Origin of the sequence: Marinifilum sp. D714 (assembly GCF_030851345.1) — a bacterium.
Classification (GTDB): Bacteria; Bacteroidota; Bacteroidia; order Bacteroidales; family Marinifilaceae; genus Marinifilum.
In genome coordinates this window covers 19,570-37,644 of sequence record NZ_JALPNU010000019.1, presented here as the reverse complement: position 1 = coordinate 37,644, position 18,075 = coordinate 19,570, and the positions used below count along the sequence as shown (strand labels likewise).

Annotated in this window: 10 protein-coding genes; 7 read left to right on the top strand and 3 right to left on the bottom strand. The window is 35.7% G+C overall.

All coding sequences use genetic code 11. The features are described 5' to 3' along the window. The 3 genes from M0051_RS15165 to M0051_RS15155 are packed head-to-tail and all read right to left on the bottom strand — an operon-like array spanning position 1 to position 5,668. A complete protein-coding gene (locus M0051_RS15165; RefSeq protein ID WP_306742347.1) occupies positions 1–1,092 on the bottom strand; it encodes a SusF/SusE family outer membrane protein in 1,092 nt (363 codons plus the stop codon). 18 nt (positions 1,093–1,110) lie between these two features. Next, a complete protein-coding gene (locus M0051_RS15160) occupies positions 1,111–2,676 on the bottom strand; it encodes a RagB/SusD family nutrient uptake outer membrane protein (protein WP_306742346.1) in 1,566 nt (521 codons plus the stop codon). A 19-nt stretch (positions 2,677–2,695) separates the two neighbouring features. Then, complete coding sequence (locus tag M0051_RS15155) at positions 2,696–5,668, bottom strand: TonB-dependent receptor (protein ID WP_306742345.1); 2,973 nt, start codon at positions 5,666–5,668, stop codon at positions 2,696–2,698. A gap of 435 nt (positions 5,669–6,103) precedes the next feature. Between M0051_RS15155 and M0051_RS15150 the strand changes: the two genes are divergently transcribed. The 7 genes from M0051_RS15150 (at position 6,104) to M0051_RS15120 (ending at position 18,041) form a co-directional block, all read left to right on the top strand. Beyond that, positions 6,104–7,120 (top strand): LacI family DNA-binding transcriptional regulator, encoded by a 1,017-nt coding sequence (locus M0051_RS15150; protein ID WP_306742344.1) that lies wholly within the window; start codon positions 6,104–6,106, stop codon positions 7,118–7,120. 495 nt (positions 7,121–7,615) lie between these two features. Continuing rightward, on the top strand, positions 7,616–8,959 hold the full coding sequence (locus M0051_RS15145; RefSeq protein WP_306742343.1) for an MFS transporter: 1,344 nt from the start codon (positions 7,616–7,618) through the stop codon (positions 8,957–8,959). 22 nt (positions 8,960–8,981) lie between these two features. Next, positions 8,982–9,629, top strand: coding sequence for a beta-phosphoglucomutase (gene pgmB / locus M0051_RS15140; protein WP_268189240.1), 648 nt, complete (start codon positions 8,982–8,984; stop codon positions 9,627–9,629). 74 nt (positions 9,630–9,703) lie between these two features. Next, the gene (locus M0051_RS15135; RefSeq protein WP_306742342.1) at positions 9,704–12,016 is read left to right on the top strand and encodes a glycoside hydrolase family 65 protein; all 2,313 of its coding nucleotides are present in this window, start codon (positions 9,704–9,706) and stop codon (positions 12,014–12,016) included. 79 nt (positions 12,017–12,095) lie between these two features. Beyond that, on the top strand, positions 12,096–13,949 hold the full coding sequence (locus M0051_RS15130) for a glycoside hydrolase family 13 protein (protein ID WP_306742341.1): 1,854 nt from the start codon (positions 12,096–12,098) through the stop codon (positions 13,947–13,949). A gap of 55 nt (positions 13,950–14,004) precedes the next feature. Then, positions 14,005–16,389: a TIM-barrel domain-containing protein gene (locus tag M0051_RS15125; RefSeq protein WP_306742340.1), complete on the top strand. Its 2,385-nt coding sequence runs from the start codon at positions 14,005–14,007 to the stop codon at positions 16,387–16,389. Then, a complete protein-coding gene (locus M0051_RS15120; RefSeq protein WP_306742339.1) occupies positions 16,389–18,041 on the top strand; it encodes an alpha-amylase family glycosyl hydrolase in 1,653 nt (550 codons plus the stop codon). The genes M0051_RS15125 and M0051_RS15120 overlap by 1 nt, the downstream gene beginning before the upstream one ends. The last annotated feature ends 34 nt before the right edge of the window (positions 18,042–18,075 follow it).

Here is an 18,075-nt window from a genome sequence, read left to right as displayed (position 1 = left end):
TTATTTGATTTTACCAGTTTGATTAATAAAGTCAAGCTCTATAGTCTGTTCGCCTGCATTAACATTAACTCTTTCCTGATCATCACCAGCTTCTCTGTAAACAATCTTACCATCAAAGAATAAGAATTCAGCATGCCACCAGTCTCCAATATATGGGTGGGTAACGTGTAATCTAAGTTCTCCAGCTTGTAAAGATTTTGTCAAGAACATTTTCTTGTTCTCAGCATCTAACTTAAACTTGTTATCATCTACAACAGAATTAGTAGGCCAAACATTACCAATTGTAGGACCTGTAATGTATATGTTAGCAGGTTCTATTAGTAATTTGTTTGTTTCTAAATTAACACCAACGGTATAATAGCCAGCAGTTCCCGGAACAGGAATATCTTCACCTCTATTGTCAGTAGTACCTAATGTGTACTCTCCAGTAGCAGGGTCAGCATCTCCAATTTTACCGATTACTCCTTTATAGTTTTCATCCGAACAAAGTTTGAAAGTACCATTAGCTTCCATCCAAACAATTGTCCAGGAATCATCTGGTTCACTATGAACTTTATTGAATTTAAGCTTGTTGTTTTGTGCAACACGTCCTACACCATCACCAAATAGATAGAATGTTTCAGGAGCAAAAAGAATGTCCAAATATGGAGTAGTTGCAAAGCTAACAGGTTCAGAATAAAGAGTATCAACTCCTGATAAAGAATAAGTCATAACTCTTGCAGAAACATTTGCTTCTACATCTACGGGTAATAAAAGAGATTCAGTAAGAAGCTCATTTAATGCTCCTACTGTGAAAGTAAAAGAATCGTCTGCTGCGTCAATATCAAAAGTAACAGGGTTTGCAAAATCACTTGATGTAGCAAATTGAAGCTGATGAGTTGTAACAATATCCACACCGTATGATGCCGGAGTATATGTTATTTTAATTGACTCAGCTTTAATATCCTTAGAAATGTTCAAAGTTGAACCGAAACCTGTAATGTTACTAGCAGGCTCATAGTTTGAATCATTTAATTTGATAATATCATCGTCATCGCAAGAAAAAAAGCTTACTGCGAGAAGTAATATTAGTATGTATTTTATATTCTTCATAACGTATTTTTAAATCTATTAATAACCTGAGATATTCGACAGATTTGGATTCGCATTGATATCTGAAGCAGGGATAGGAAATACATTGTATTTGGCATTAGTTGATGTACCATTAGCAACGGCACCTTTCCAAGGCCAGTTGTATTCTCCACCTGTTAGTTTTCCAAATCGAATAAGGTCAGTTCTTCTATGGCACTCCCAATAAAGCTCACGAGCTCTTTCATCAAGAATAAAATCTAATGTAAGATCAGCTTCTGAGATATTTTCTGAGGTATTACCATATGCTCTTTCTCTTAATTCATTCACATATCCAACAGCAGTTCCCAAGTTTCCACCTTGACCACCACGAACAACAGCTTCAGCATAAACTAAATAGAAGTCTGCCAATCTGTACAATGGGAAGTCGGTATCAGGGAATGATAAACTCGAGCCTACAGAACCTGTTGAAGTAATGTTTTTAAACTTACGTAATGCATACCCATCTCTAAAGTTAAAAATATCAGCAATTTCAAGGTTTTGACCTTCTGTCCAAATTAAACCTCTTTTATCTGTTCCATCAACATCAGGGAAAAGATTTACAAAAGCAGAAGTAGTTCTGTTACCACCCCATCCGCCATCAATACCGGATTGTACTGCAGGCATGTCACCACCTACTGTTGAGTGAATGATAAATGTCATACCTCCCCATGTCTGAGAATTATTACCATCAGAGGCAATAGGGAAGATGATCTCGTTGGTTCTTAAGTGATTATCTGCTAAGAATAAATTCTCATAGTTTGGTTCAATAGAATATCCACCTCCAATAATTTTATTACTGTAAGTTATTGCTTCAGTATATTTTGGAGTTCCAACATAAATTTCAGCATTTAAATACATTTTTGCTAAAATTGCCCAAGCTAAAGCTTTATCAGCTCTACCATATTCATTGGTTCCTGGTTCCATTAAATCATCCTCGATAGTTGTTAATTCAGTTTCAATATAATCGAAGATTTGTTGTTGTGTGGCCATTTCTGGGAAGAAAAATGAACCAACTTCATCTTCTTCAGTTACGAATGGTCCGCGGCCAAACATATCCAACATATGATAATAGCTTAGAGCTCTTAATGCTCTTGCTTCATCTCTATAAGCTTTGTAATCTGGCTGATCAGTTGTCAGCTTAATTAGATTGTTACAATAGGCTATTTGAAGGTTAATACGATAGTACATTGCTCTTACGAATTCATTTGAACTGTCCCAATCTTGATCATGTAAATCTCTCAAGTTACCATCGTTCCAAGCACAAATGGCTTCGTCAGTTGGAAGTTCTTGGTGATTCCAAAGTAATCTTAAATATGATGAAAACCCGCCATTGATACTACTGATGTCTGGTTCTCCGTCCACAGCTTCTTGTCCACCTAGAATAAGACCTGCATAGCATTTTGCCAATAGTTGCTTATATGATTCCGCATCAGTTAAAACATTATCACCAGTTTTAATATCCTCATCAAGAGGTGTCGTGTCCAAATCATCCGTACATGATACCAATGCAAATATTAATGCAAATGCTATCAGGATGTAATTTGTTTTATAATATTTCTTATTCATTGTTAATGTTGTTTGCTAATTAAAACTTAACATTTAATCCAAACAAGAATGTTCTTGGTCTTGGATATACATCATTATCGATTCCTCCGTTAACTTCAGGATCTAAACCGCTATAATCTGTTATCACGAATGCATTTTGTACTGAAGCATACGCTCTTGCATTAAAATCAAAACCTAACAAAGGTTTCAACAATTTAGTAAAGTTATAGCCAAGAGTTATATTATCAATTCTTAAAAATGAAGCATCTTCAAGGAAATAGTCAGAATATTGCTGTGCAGTTTCGAATTGTGATTTGTTAATTTCCGTAGGTAGGTTTGTTAGGTATTCATTTACAGTCATCTCCTGATATCTACCTCCAACAATAACATTGTTGTAAATTTGTCCACCAATTCCAATTCTACCATTAAATCCAAAATCAAAATCTTTGTATTTCAAGTAAGATGAGAATCCCATATTTACATCCTGTGCAGGATCTTCTGCATAGTATCTGTCTTCAGATGTGATTTGACCATCTTTATTTCTGTCTACATAAAGTCCCTCAATTGGTTTTCCGTTGGTATCATAAACTTGCTCGTAAACGTAGAATGTATTCAACGCATGACCTACTGCATTTTTCTGAATTGTATTTCCAACACCTACTCCACTAATTCCACCAACATCAACACCTCGGTAGTTAGGATCATCATAGTTTGTTAAACGAGTAACTTCGTTTTTGTTATAAGCAAGATTAAAACCAACTTCCCAAAATAAATCTTCTTTATCAATTGCGATACCATTAATCGAGAATTCGAAACCATTATTTTCCAAATCACCAACATTGGTTAGCAATAGATCTGTAAAGTTAGTTCCTGCAGGTACCGGGATGGTATTTAAAAGGTCTTCAGTTTTACGCTTGTAAACATCGATTGTACCATTAATTCTGTTATTGAAGAATCCAAAGTCGATACCAGCATTATATGTGGTAGTCTGTTCCCACTGTAATCCTTCATCATATCCGTCAGGTCTAATTAAAGTATAAAATTGACCTCCAAATTGGTATCTAGTTCTTGAATCACTCAAACGATAAGTTCCTAAATATGGATAATCACCTTGATTTAATTCTTGTTGACCTGTCACACCATATCCTAAACGAACTTTAATACTACTAATAGCATCAATACTTTTCATGAATTCTTCTTCACTCATTCGCCAAGCAAATGCTGCTGAAGGGAAGGTACCCCAACGATTGTCTTTATGAAATCTTGAAGAACCATCTCTACGAAGAGTAGCTGTTAAGATATACTTATCTTTAAATGTATAGTTGGCACGACCAAAGAATGAAACTAAATAATTTTCGGTTTCATTTGATGAATCTACTATCTCTCCACCTTCTCTGTTAATTTCATAGGCAGTAGATTTTGACCAGAAGTGTTGCCACTCGTAACCTCCCATAACGCTTACTTTACTATCCAATGATGGTAGATCTTTATCGTAAGTAAGGAAGAAGTCTAATAGTTCGTTTTCTTTTTCTTGAGTATAATCTCTTCTTACACCATCAGATAGGTTTCTTACCCATGCAGCATCTAAATCTGTAATGATTTCTCCATCACTATCAGAGCGATCATATCCCAGTTTTAAACTAGCTTTTAAATCAGGGAAGAAGTGTAATTTGTAATCAGCTTGAAAATCAGCAATAACTCTCGATACTTCTGACTTATCTTCTCTTTGTTGTAATTGAGCAACAGGGTTACGTGTTCCATTTACGTTTCTAGAGCCATCGCTCATCAACCAAGTTGTATACCCTCCGTAAATACCTGTTTTATTGAAAACAGATTGAGTTGGGTCAAAACGTAATGCATTTCCAATAGCGCCTTTGTCAGCAAACTGATTTTCAATCATCATATACTTAAGACCCATGTTTAGTTTTAGATGGTCTTCGAAGAAACTAGGATTTACATTTAAGGTTCCTGTAGTTCTTTGCATTTCTGAAGTTTGCAAAATACCTTTTTGATCAGTGTAACCAATTGATGCACGGTAAGGAATGTTTTTAATAGCACCTGTAATACCCACATTGTGCTCATGACCAGAAGCATCACGATAAATTTCGTCTTGCCAATCTGTTGAAGCATTACCAAGTAAATTAGGATTTACAGAAGAATTTGTCTTTGCTCGTTCATTTACTAGAGCTCTAAATTGATCAGCACTTAAAACATCAATTGTTTCTTTAATTTTACCAAAAGAAAATTTTGCATCGTAAGTTACTTGAATATCTTGTCCGGCTTTTCCTTTTTTGGTAGTGATAAGGATTACACCATTGGATGCTCTGGAACCGTAAATTGCTGTAGCAGAAGCATCTTTTAAAACTGTAAATGTTTCAATATCATTTGGGTTTAATGAACTTAAAACATTGCTCATACCATCAATGGCTCTGTTGTCCAAAGGAATACCATCAATAACAATTAATGGATCGTTGCTAGCAGACATGGAAGATCCTCCACGAATACGAATTGTAGAAGCCGAACCAGGGGCACCTCCATCACTTACAATTTGTACACCAGCAACTTTACCTACTATTAAGTCTTGTGGAGAGCTTGTTGATCCTTGATTAAAATCATCTGAATTGACTGAAAAAACAGCTCCCGTTGCATCATCCTTTCTAACTTGGCCATAACCAATAACAACAACTTCGGAAAGGTTTTCGGTTTCTACACCAAGAACGACATTAATCTGAGATTGCTCTCCAACCAATATTTCTTGCGTTTTATATCCTACAAATGAAAATACAAGTGTAGAATTAGCATCGACATTAAGCACATATTTTCCGTCAATGTCAGTCGTAGTACCTATTGTGGTACCTTTAACTACAACGGAAACACCAGGTATACCCATGCCATCGTTTGCATCGGTAACAGTACCACTAACTGCTTTTTCTTGTGCTTGCAAAACGGTAAATGAAAAAACCGTAACAAGCATGAGAAGCAGTTTTCTTAGCATACTAATGTTAAGTTCCATAAATAGAAATTTAAGATAAATTAGAATTTAGTTAATAGCTTAGATATATTTTAAATACGATAAAGAAATATGAACTCAAGTTTCCGACTTTTTAGCTTCCTTCTTCAGCGTTTAAAATTATCTAAGTCTTAAGTTAGCCTTAATTTTTTCTATTACCAAAGATACGTAATGGCAAAATCAAGTTTTTAAATCATTGATATATAAGTGCAAATAAATCATCGCAATCGTTGCCGCAAACGTTTGATATGTAATTATGTCGATATGTAAATTTAGTGACTAAATTATAATGAATAAGCCAATGGTTTTGTTTTAATTTTCCTATATTTACAGATGCTACAGCAATTTTGATTGGGATAATTCTGATGTGTTCTTAATGTTTTGATAACATTGGAATTGTGTAATCAATTTGATTTATTAAATCTCTATAAAATATCAATGAGAAGCGGACAAGTAACGATTAAAGATATTGCAAAAGAATTAGGCATCTCTGCCTCTACCGTATCAAGAGCCTTAAAAGATCATCCTGATATCAGTGCAAAAACAAAAGAAGCTGTAAATGAATTGGCAAAAAAATGGCATTATAAACCTAATGCTGTTGCTCTTAGTTTAAGACATAGCAAATCGAATGTTATTGGAGTTATTATTCCCGAGATTGTTCATCATTTCTTCTCATCTGTAATTAGTGGGATTGAAAAAATTGCGCATGAGGCTGGGTATAACGTTATGATGTTTCAGTCCAATGAATCTTACGAGAGAGAAATGGCCAATGTGCAGGCCTTGTTGTCGAGTAGGGTAGATGGAGTGTTGGTATCTATGTCTAAAGAAACAAGTGACTTTAGTCATTTTAAAGAATTAAGAGATAATGGTATACCTGTAGTTTTCTTTGATAGAGTTTGTAATGAACTTTCTTCTGATAACGTAATAGTTGATGACTTTGCGGGGGCTTTTACAGCAGTAGAGCATCTTATTAATACAGGATGTAAAAGAATTGCTCATTTATCTGCACCACAACATATGCTTCTTGGGCAAAATCGTCAGAAAGGTTATAGGCAAGCCTTGATGAAACACAAGCTTCCAATTGATGACGAATTAATTATTAAATGCGATAGTTTTGAGGAAGCATTGGAGAAAACTCCAGATTTATTAAGACTTCCGCAACCACCTGATGCCATATTTGCAGTTAATGAGCTTACAGCAGCAGGAGCATTATCGGTTGTAAAGAAAACTGGATTTAAAGTTCCAGAGGATATATCTATTATTGGATTTACAGATGGTGTTGTTTCACGAACTTCTGATCCAGCTTTAACCACTTTAGAGCAACATGGATATGAGGTTGGCTTAAAAGCCAGTGAGTTGCTTGTTGGAAGAATCAAGGAAGGTGATATGGACTATGAGCCTGTAACCAAAGTGGTAAAGACCAATTTGATTGTTAGGGGATCTACTAAAAACTGATAATCGATATTAAAATATTGCAAGGAGTTGAGAAAGTTCAACTCTTTTTTTGTTTCTAAAAGTTAGAATATCGGCTTTTAAATTTAAAAAATGTAAAAAAATATAAAATTTGTTGCAATCGTTTGAAATAGGTTTTTTGGCCTGTTTTTACTGGATTTCAGAGAGGTTGAAGTGAAAAACTTTTTGACAGATTGCCGACTTTTGCGTACTTTTGACGCAGAGGGAAACCTCTTTTTCCGACTTTATTAAATACACTTCCTTATAATATGATCTCATTTCTGGATAATCGAAGGAGATGAATAAGATCAAATCCATTTTTTTAATTGTGATGTAAAAGTTAGTTGGTCTTAAGCTGTATTGTGCTAGCAATATTGTGGATCTTTATTAATTCATTTTGTTTCTTTTATCCTGGTGTTGTGATATAAACTGTTACTTTAAAGACAGTTTAAATTGAAATCAAACTTCTAAAAAGTAAGAAGAATTAATATCGATCAAATGAAGAAACAACCTCGTTTAAGCTTTTGGCAAATCTGGAACCTGAGCTTTGGATTTTTAGGTGTTCAGTTTGGATTTGCATTACAGAATGCAAATGCCAGTAGAATATTAACAAGTTTAGGAGCAGATCCTCATGAATTATCATTTTTCTGGTTGGTGGCCCCAATTATGGGATTGGTAGTTCAGCCAGTAGTTGGTGCAGCTAGTGATAAAACATGGAACCGATTGGGAAGAAGATCTCCTTATATTTTATTTGGAGCAATCGTTTCGATGTTGGCAATGTTCTTAATGCCTAATGCACCAATGTTTGTAAAAGCGGGAGGAGCTTTGGTATTTGGGGTTGTAATGCTTGCTTTAATGGATGGATCTTTTAATGTTACTTTCCAGCCATTTAGAGCATTGGTAGCAGATATGACGCCAGAAGAGCAACGAAATGTTGGTTATTCAGTGCAAAGCTTTTTAATTAACGTAGGTGCTGTAATTGGTTCTGCATTGCCTTTTATCATGACTGCTTCTGGAATTTCTAATGAATCAGCAGGAGGTAATGTTGCTCCTTCGGTAATTTGGTCATTTTATATTGGAGGTTCCCTTCTTTTAATTAGTGTACTAGTTACAGTATTTAAAACAAAGGAATATCCACCAGAAGAATTTGAGGCTTATAACGATATTACAGAAGAAGATAAGGAAACGAAAGAAAGTTTTTGGAGTTTGTTGATGAATATGCCAAAAACAATGAAGCAATTATCAATCGTACAATTGTTTTCGTGGTTTCCATTGTTTCTTTTATGGGTTTACTCTACAACCGCAATTTCTCAACATTATTTCGGTGTACCTATCGATTTTAATGCAAAAACAGAAACCAATAAGCAAATTTTAGATGCTTTTAACGAAGCAGGTAATTGGGTAGGTATTTGTTTTGCAGTTTACAGTTTGGTAGCAGCATTGTTTTCTATTGTAATGCCTAAGCTAATTAGCTTGACCAGTAGAAAAACAGTTTATGCAGGAGCTCTAGCTATGGGAGGTATCGGTTTTATATCTACCATGATGTTTAGCAATTATTACTTGCTGTTGATTTCTATGGTAGGTGTTGGTATTGCGTGGGCAGGTATTTTGGCTATGCCTTATACCATTTTATCAGGAGCGCTTCCAGCTAAACGAATGGGAGTTTATATGGGACTGTTCAACCTAACTGTAGTTGTACCTCAAATTTTAAGTGGTGTATTTGGTGGTCCAATACTTCGTACTTTTTTTGGCGGCAATGGAATTTACATTCTAGTTCTAGCCGGTATTATCATGATTTTAGGAGCGATATCTGTATTCTTTGTTAAAGAATCAGATAAATAACAAAAACAATTTATAAAAACTGATGGGAAAGATTAGTGCATGCATCTTCGATTTAGATGGTGTGGTTGTTGATACCGCAAAGTATCATTATATCGCATGGAAGAGTTTAGCAAATGAATTGGGATTCGACTTTACAGAGGAGGATAATGAAAGATTAAAAGGCGTGAGCCGTATGCGATCATTAGATATCCTTTTGGAAATTGGTGGAGTTGAATTGGATGAAAAAACAAAACTGGAACTGGCTGATAAGAAAAACAAAAACTATGTGGAGTATATATTAAAAATGACTCCAGATGAAATACTTCCAGGTGTTAAAGATTTCTTTAATGAACTTAAAGCTAAGGGGATCAAAATTGCCTTAGGCTCAGCTAGTAAAAACGCTATGACCATTTTAAATCAGTTAGAACTTACTGATTATTTCGATGCAGTTGTTGATGGAACACATGTTAGCAACGCAAAACCAGATCCTGAAGTATTCCTAAAGGGTGCTGAGTTGTTAGGTGTTTCTCCATCTGAATGTATTGTTTTTGAAGATGCAGAAGCTGGTGTTGAGGCTGCTATAAATGGTAATATGAAATGTGTAGGTATCGGATCGCCTGATGTATTGGGGAAAGCAAATATTGTTGTTCCTGGATTCGTGGGTTTTTCAATGACTCAATTAAACTTTTAACGATAAACAATTAACGCTTAGCAGTAATTGTTTGAAAAGTTAACTGCTAATAGCTAATTAAAAGAAAATCAAACATGAATGAGTATTTAAAGCATGATGAGTGGTGTATAATTGAGGAGGGCTTTAATCCTGAAAACCACCGTTCATCGGAAAGTATATTTAGTTTGGGTAATGGTAACATGGGACAAAGAGCCATGTTCGAAGAACATTATTCAGGCGAAACTTTACAAGGAACTTACGTAGCTGGAGTTTACTATCCGGATAAAACCAGAGTAGGATGGTGGAAAAACGGTTATCCTGAATATTTTGCAAAGGTATTAAATGCGCCAAATTGGATTGGTATCGATGTGAAAATTAATGGTGAAATGCTTGACCTTGCCAAATGTGAGGTGAGTGATTTTGTGCGCACTTTGAACATGAAAGAGGGAGTTTTAGAGCGTAGTTTTGTAGCTACACTTTCTAACGGAAACAAGGTGAAAGTTGAAGCCAAAAGATTTTTAAGCATTGTTACGTCTGAAGTTGGTGCCATTCGTTATTCTGTAACACCATTAAATTTTGATGGAAAGATTGGTTTCACTCCATATGTGGATGCCGATGTTACAAACGAAGATTCAAACTACGACGAACAATTTTGGAATGTTCTACAGACTAAGTCAATGAAAGGTGAAGCATACATTACTGCTGCAACTAAAAAACTTGACTTTCATGTTTGTATGAGCATGAAATATGAGGTGTTAAAGGATGGTCAGAAAGTTGATTTAAATCCTTCTTTAACTGAGGATGCCAAATATGTTGCCAATACAGTAGAAGTTGATGCCGAGCAAGATCAAGAGATTTCAATTTATAAATATGCAGCTGTATTAAGCTCATTAAATCACAGCAAAACTGATATTGCATCAGACGCACTTTCTGTAGTTGAGGCTGCTCAAGCTAAAGGCTATGGTGCTTTATTGGAAGAGCATGTTAATGCATGGGCTGACAAATGGGACCATAGTGATATTGTTATTGAAGGTGATATTGCTGCTCAGCAAGCTATTCGATTCAATATTTTCCAAATGAATCAAACATACACAGGTGAAGATGAAAGACTAAATATTGGTCCTAAAGGTTTCACTGGCGAAAAATATGGTGGATCTACCTATTGGGATACTGAAGCATACTGTGTTCCATTTTATTTGAGTACTTCGAAACCTGAAGTAACTCGAAATCTATTGATCTATCGTCATAAGCAATTACAAAAGGCCATTGAAAATGCAGAGAAACTTGGTTTCACAAACGGTGCTGCATTGTACCCAATGGTAACAATGAATGGTGAAGAGTGTCATAACGAGTGGGAGATTACTTTCGAAGAAATCCACCGAAATGGAGCAATCGCTTTTGCCATTTACAACTATATCCGCCACACAGGCGATAAAAAATATTTAGAAGAATATGGATTAGATGTGTTGATCGGAATTTCAAGATTCTGGAGTCAGCGTGTATCCTATTCTCAGGCAAAGAAGAAATATGTAATGTTAGGGGTTACAGGTCCTAACGAATACGAAAATAATATCAACAACAACTGGTACACAAATACCATTGCAAACTGGTGTATGAAATATACTCAGGAAGCTATGGCTCATGTGAAAGAAACCAATCCAGCACGTTTCGAAGAAATCATGAAGAACCTGAACTTCGATTTCGATAAGGAAACTGCAAAATGGAGCGATATTGTTGAAAATATGTACTATCCTGTTGATGAGGAAACAGGTGTTTACCTGCAACAAGATGGCTTTATGGATAAAGAGCAAATCCTGGCTGCTGACCTGGATCCGGCAATTCGTCCGATTAACCAGCATTGGTCATGGGATAGAATTTTACGTTCTTGTTTCATTAAGCAAGCAGATGTATTGCAAGGAATCTACTTGTTCGAAGATCAATATGATTTGGAAACAATTCGTAAGAACTATGATTTCTACGAACCAAGAACAGTTCATGAGTCATCATTGTCGCCATGTATTCACTCTATTTTGGCAGCAAAAATTGGTGATGAGGAAAGAGCTTACAATTTGTACCTAAGAACTTCTCGTTTGGATTTGGATGATTACAACAAAGAGGTACACGAAGGACTTCACATTACAAGTATGGCAGGAACATGGATGTCTGTTGTAGAAGGTTTCGGTGGTATGAGAGTTGTAAACGGAAGTTTGGTATTTAATCCAATGCTTCCTAAAGTTTGGAAATCTTACTCATTTAAAGTGCGTTTTAGAGGCAACTTGTTAAATGTAAGAGTTTCGGAAGATGGCGTAGGAGTTATTAATGAAGAAGGAGAAGCTATCAATATCTTCATTAAAGATGATGAATACAAAGTTGAAAAAGAAAGCAGTCTAGTAGTAGAACACGCTTAAATAATAGTTTTTGCAATTCAGGATGGTAGTTGATCTACTGTCCTGAATTTTAATATTAGTAATACTCATGATGAGCACTGTGAAAAGAACATTTTTCCTAATTGTATTTTTTTCTTTTTTTAGCCTGACTTCTACAGAAGCAAAAACAAAAATCGAAAAAATTGAACCAGAATTCTGGTGGGTAGGAATGGAGAATCCCAATCTGCAATTGTTAATTTATGGTCAAGAAATTGGAGATTATAAGGTAACATTGGATTATCCAGGTGTTATTCTGCAATCAGTGCAAAATGTTGAGAATGTAAATTACCTGTTTCTTAATTTACAAATTGATAAATCTGCGAAAGCAGGAAAATTTGATATTACATTCACCAATTCCAAAGGCAAGCAGCTAAAATATCAATATGAACTGAAGGAGAGAAAAGAGAATTCTTCAAAACGCAAAGGTTTTGATTCTTCGGATGTGATTTATTTATTGATGCCGGATCGATTTGCCAATGGAAATCCGGAAAACGATTCAGTTGATGGATTGGATGAAAAAGCAAATCGAGCCAATTTTGATGGTCGCCATGGTGGCGATATTGAAGGAATCATTAATCAGCTAGACTATTTACAAGATTTGGGAATAACTGCATTATGGAGTACTCCTTTATTGGAAGATAATGAAGCTAGAGGTTCATATCATAGCTATGCAATTTCCGATTACTACAATATAGATGCGAGATACGGAGGTAATGAAGCTTATCTTGAATTGTCAAAAGAGTGTAAGGAAAGGGGGATTAAGCTGATCCAAGACATGGTTTTTAATCATTGTGCCCGCGCTCACTGGTGGATGAAAGATCTTCCCCAGAAAGATTGGGTACATCTTCATGATGAATACACAAACTCGAATCACCGTAAATCAACCTTATTGGATCCACATGCTTCTAAAGTGGATAAAATCAAATTTTCGGATGGCTGGTTCGATAAAAGCATGCCAGACTTAAATCAACAGAATGAACTGTTGATGACCTACTTGATTCAGAATAGTATTTGGTGGGTGGAATATGCCGATTTAGATGGAATTAGAATGGACACGCATCCGTACAACGATCCACAGGAAATGTCCAAATGGGGAAAGGCTTTATTGAGAGAGTATCCTCATCTGAATATTGTCGGTGAGACTTGGTACAAGAATGTGGCCGACATAGCCTATTGGCAAAAAGATGCCTTAAATGTAGATGGGTACAACTCCAATTTGCCATGTGTTATAGATTTTCAATTGTTTTTCGCAATGGAAAAGGCATTTCTCGAACCTCAGCAATGGGAAAATGGAGTAGTTCGATTGTATAAGAGTCTTGCAACAGATTATTTATACAAGGATTTAAACAATATTCTGATTTTTACAGAAAATCATGATACCGATAGAATTATGTCTACTTTAAAAGGTGATCTTGATAAGTTTAAATTAATGAACACTTTTTTGATGACTACAAGGGGAATTCCTCAAATTTATGCCGGGATTGAAATTCTGATGGAAGGAAAGAAAAGTGATGGTGATGGAAAAATGAGAATCGATTTTCCCGGAGGTTGGGAAGGAGATGAAAGAAATGCTTTTACAGCCGGAGGAAGAACAAATAAGGAAAATGAAGCATTCAATTTTTTACAAAAGCTGCTTCAGTGGCGAAAAGTAAATCCTGTAATTCACACTGGCAAACTAAAGCATTATATTCCGGAAAATGATGTGTATGTCTATTTCCGATTTAATGATGAGAAAACTGTAATGGTTATTCTAAATAATGGTGATGAAAGTCAGGAGTTGAGTTTAGATCGTTTTTCGGAAAGTATAAAAGAATTTACAAAAGGATATGATATTTTGAGTGAACAGATCATTCAACTTTTAAATGGAAAATTGAAAGTGAATGGGAACACATCAATGGTATTAGAATTAAAATAGAAAATAGCTTGAGGGCATTTTGAGAAAGATTATGAGCTTATTACAAGGTTTTAGATTGAGATTATTCGTTTTTATTGCATTAATTGCAATATCAACAACTGTTTTTGCACAAAATAGTGCGAGAGAATTTCTTTCATCTCAATTAAGAGGAAAGGTTTTGGAAATTAAAACCAATGATGGTAAATATGAAATTCAATTCTACAATGAGAACATTGTAGAAACTGCATTTATACCGAATGGTGAAGAGAAAGGCGTTTCACATGCTGTTGTGTTGAAGCCTAAAGTTGATGGTCTTAGTCTGGTTGAGAAGAATGGTTCTATAGAATACATGTCGAAAGGACTTGCGGTGGAGATATCAAAGTCACCATTTTCGATTCAATATCTATATAAAGGAAAGAATCTGATATCAGAAAAAGAAGGATATACTAAAACCGACAGTACCGAAAATATTGACTTTACACTTGAAAAAAATGAAGTGTTATTTGGAGGAGGAGCTCGTGTTTTGGGTATGAATCGCAGAGGCAATCGTCTTCAACTCTACAACCGTGCACATTATGGATATGGAACCCATTCAGAATTGATGAATTATACCATGCCAGTTGTAATTTCTTCGAAGAAATATGCAATACATTTCGACAATGCTCCAATTGGATTTTTAGATTTGGATAGTAAGAAGAACAACACACTTCGTTACGAAACCATTAGTGGCAGAAAAGTATACCAGGTTGTTGCTACTGATACATGGGAAGATTTTACTTACCAATTTACAGAGCTTACCGGTCGTCAGCCAATGTTACCACGCTGGTCATTTGGTAACTTTTCGAGTAGATTTGGATATCACTCGCAAAAAGAAACGATAGAAACCATTGATCATTTCCTGAAAGATTCGATTCCGGTGGATGCTATTATTTTGGATTTGTTCTGGTTTGGAAAAACCGTTAAAGGTGAAATGGGAAATCTTGCATTTGATAGAGATTCATTTCCAAATCCTGAGAAAATGATCTCTGATTTGAATGATAGAGGTGTTAAAACAATTTTGATTACCGAGCCATTTATTTTGACTACTTCGGATCGTTGGGACGAGGCAGTTCGTGAAGGAGTTTTAGGTTTGGATTCATTGGGAAATCCATACAAATATGATTTCTTCTTTGGAAATACAGGATTGGTTGATGTATTCAAACCAAAAGCAATTGATTGGTTTTGGAATATTTACAAAGGATTGGCCAATAAAGGAGTTGCCGGTTGGTGGGGAGACCTTGGAGAGCCAGAAGTACATCCATCCGAATTGCTGCACGTAAATGGTACTGCAGATGAAGTTCACAATATTTATGGTCATTATTGGGCCAAATTGGTTTACGATGGATATCAAAAAGATTTCCCTGAGCAGAGACCATTCATTTTAATGCGTGCCGGAGCGGTAGGTTCTCAGCGATATGGTATGGTACCATGGACTGGTGATGTTAGCAGAAGTTGGGATGGCTTAAAACCTCAAACCGAAATTTCGTTACAAATGGGCTTGCAGGGTATTTCATACATGCACTCTGATTTGGGAGGTTTTGCAGGAGCAAATCTTGATGATGAATTGTACACCCGTTGGTTACAATACGGAGTCTTCCAGCCAATATTCCGTCCACATGCCCAGGAAGATGTGGCTTCAGAACCAGTATTTAGAGAGCCAACAACCAAGGCATTGGCAAAAAAATCGATTGAGTTAAGATACAAGTTGATGCCATACATTTATACCATGGCTTTTGAAAACCATCAAACAGGTTTACCATTAATGCGACCATTGTTCTTCGAGGAAGAAGACAATCAGGATTTGTTGCACATTTCAGATACCTACTTTTGGGGTGATGCATTTTTGGTGTCTACTATAACAGATGCAGGACTGAAAAGTAAAGAGGTGTATATGCCAAAGAATTCTGTTTGGTTCGATTTCGTTACCGATAAAAAGTATGATGGAGGTAAAGCTTATACAATTAAAACACAAAAGGAAAACATTCCTGTTTTTGTTCGTGGAGGATCATTTATACCTATGGTTCAAGGAATGAAAAATACCATTGGATATTCTCTTAAAAATATGGATTTGCACTATTATCGTGCTGCTTCGGTTAGCGAGAGTGAAGGCAAATTGTACAACGATGATGGAGAAACTCCTGCCGCTTACGAAAAAGGTGAATATGAGATGTTAAGATTTAATTCAGCTTACAAATCGGGCAAACTAAGTATTGATTTGATTAGTGAAACAGGAGATCATTATAAAGCCATTGATAAAAGGATTTCTCACACGATTCATAATATTGAGAAACAGCCAAAGAAAGTTAGGATTAATGGCAAAAGAGTGGATTTCATTTGGGATGAGAAATCAAATACTCTTCGTTTTGTTGGAGTGCTTAAAGCAGAAAAAAATCAAACCATTACAATAAAATTAGCTAAATAATGAAGATGAAACTATTCAGCATTTTTGCAAGTGTGTTAGTGTTGTTATCAGCCTGTTCTAAAGTTGATAAGAAAGTAGAAAAGAAAGATACACCATTTGTTTGGGAGGGAGCTAATCTTTATTTCTTATTGACCGATCGTTTTAACAATGGAACAACAGAGAACGATGTGAATTTTGAGAGAAATTTGCCAACCGGAAAACTACGTGGTTTTGAAGGTGGTGATCTAAAGGGAATCACTCAGAAAATTAAAGAAGGATATTTTACCGATTTAGGAATCAATGCCATTTGGTTTACCCCGGTAACAGAACAAATTCACGGAGCAGTTGATGAAGGTACAGGAAACACCTATGGTTTCCATGGATACTGGGCAAAGGACTGGACAGCATTAGATCCAAACTTTGGAAGTATGCAAGACCTGAAAGACCTGGTTGAAACAGCTCATGCCAATGGAATTCGTGTGGTTATGGATGCTGTGATTAATCATACAGGTCCGGTTACCGAGAAAGATCCTGTTTGGGAAAGCGATTGGGTAAGAACAAGTCCGCAATGTACTTACGATAGCTACAAAAATACCATTGAGTGTACATTGGTGAAAAATCTTCCTGATGTAAAAACGGAAAGCAATAAAGAAGTAGGTATACCAGAAACTTTAGCCCAGAAATGGAAAGCTGAAGGAAGATATGAACAAGAAGTAAAGGAGTTGGATGAATTCTTTGCTCGTACTGGATATGCACGTACTCCAAAGAACTATATCATCAAATGGTTGTGTGATTATATTGTAGAATTTGGGATTGATGGTTATCGTGTAGATACAGTAAAACATACTGAAGAGTCGGTTTGGGCCGATTTTCGTAAAGAATGTGAATATGCATTCGAGCTTTATAAGAAAAATAATCCTGATAAAGTTTTAGATGATAATAAATTCTACACTGTTGGTGAGGTTTATGGCTATAGCATCAGCCACAAGTTTGCTTACGATTTTGGAGACAAAAAGGTGAATTACTACGCCAATGGTTTTACAGATTTGATCAACTTCGAATTCAAGTACAATGCTCAATCATCATACGAAGAATTATTCTCTATGTATTCAGATATCCTTCATGGTGATTTAAAAGGATATGGCATATTAAACTACTTGACATCGCACGATGATGGTTCTCCATTTGATCAGAAAAGAGAAAGAACATTCGAATCGGCCACCAAGCTTTTGTTGTCACCAGGTACATCTCAAGTTTATTATGGTGATGAATCAGCCAGACCTTTGTTGGTTGAAGGAGCAGTTGGTGATGCTAACTTGAGATCGTTGATGAATTGGGATGAAATCGAAAATAATGCTGAAACACAAGCGATTTTAAGTTACTGGCAAAAGCTGGGACAGTTCCGTGTGAATCACCCTGCTGTTGGAGCTGGTGTTCATAAAATGATTTCAGAAAATCCATATGTATTCCGCAGAACATTCGAAAAAGGAGAATATCAAGATCAGGTATTTGTTGCTTTGGATTTGAATAAAGGATTAAAAGAAATTTCGATTGCTGAATTGGAAGATGGAACAAAATTAAGAGATGCATACTCAGGTAAGGAAACAGAAGTTAAGAATGGAAAAGTAAGCATTGATACTGAGTTTGATATTTTATTATTAGAGTTGATTTAGAAAAGAACATCATACTAACTAATCAAATTATTGA

What these genes read in the sequence shown, in the direction of transcription:
- M0051_RS15165 (WP_306742347.1), bottom strand. Translation starts at nt 1,092, where the DNA reads ATGAAGAATATAAAATACATACTAATATTACTTCTCGCAGTAAGCTTT.
- M0051_RS15160 (WP_306742346.1), bottom strand. Translation starts at nt 2,676, where the DNA reads ATGAATAAGAAATATTATAAAACAAATTACATCCTGATAGCATTTGCA.
- M0051_RS15155 (WP_306742345.1), bottom strand. Translation starts at nt 5,668, where the DNA reads ATGGAACTTAACATTAGTATGCTAAGAAAACTGCTTCTCATGCTTGTT.
- M0051_RS15150 (WP_306742344.1), top strand. Translation starts at nt 6,104, where the DNA reads ATGAGAAGCGGACAAGTAACGATTAAAGATATTGCAAAAGAATTAGGC.
- M0051_RS15145 (WP_306742343.1), top strand. Translation starts at nt 7,616, where the DNA reads ATGAAGAAACAACCTCGTTTAAGCTTTTGGCAAATCTGGAACCTGAGC.
- pgmB (WP_268189240.1), top strand. Translation starts at nt 8,982, where the DNA reads ATGGGAAAGATTAGTGCATGCATCTTCGATTTAGATGGTGTGGTTGTT.
- M0051_RS15135 (WP_306742342.1), top strand. Translation starts at nt 9,704, where the DNA reads ATGAATGAGTATTTAAAGCATGATGAGTGGTGTATAATTGAGGAGGGC.
- M0051_RS15120 (WP_306742339.1), top strand. Translation starts at nt 16,389, where the DNA reads ATGAAGATGAAACTATTCAGCATTTTTGCAAGTGTGTTAGTGTTGTTA.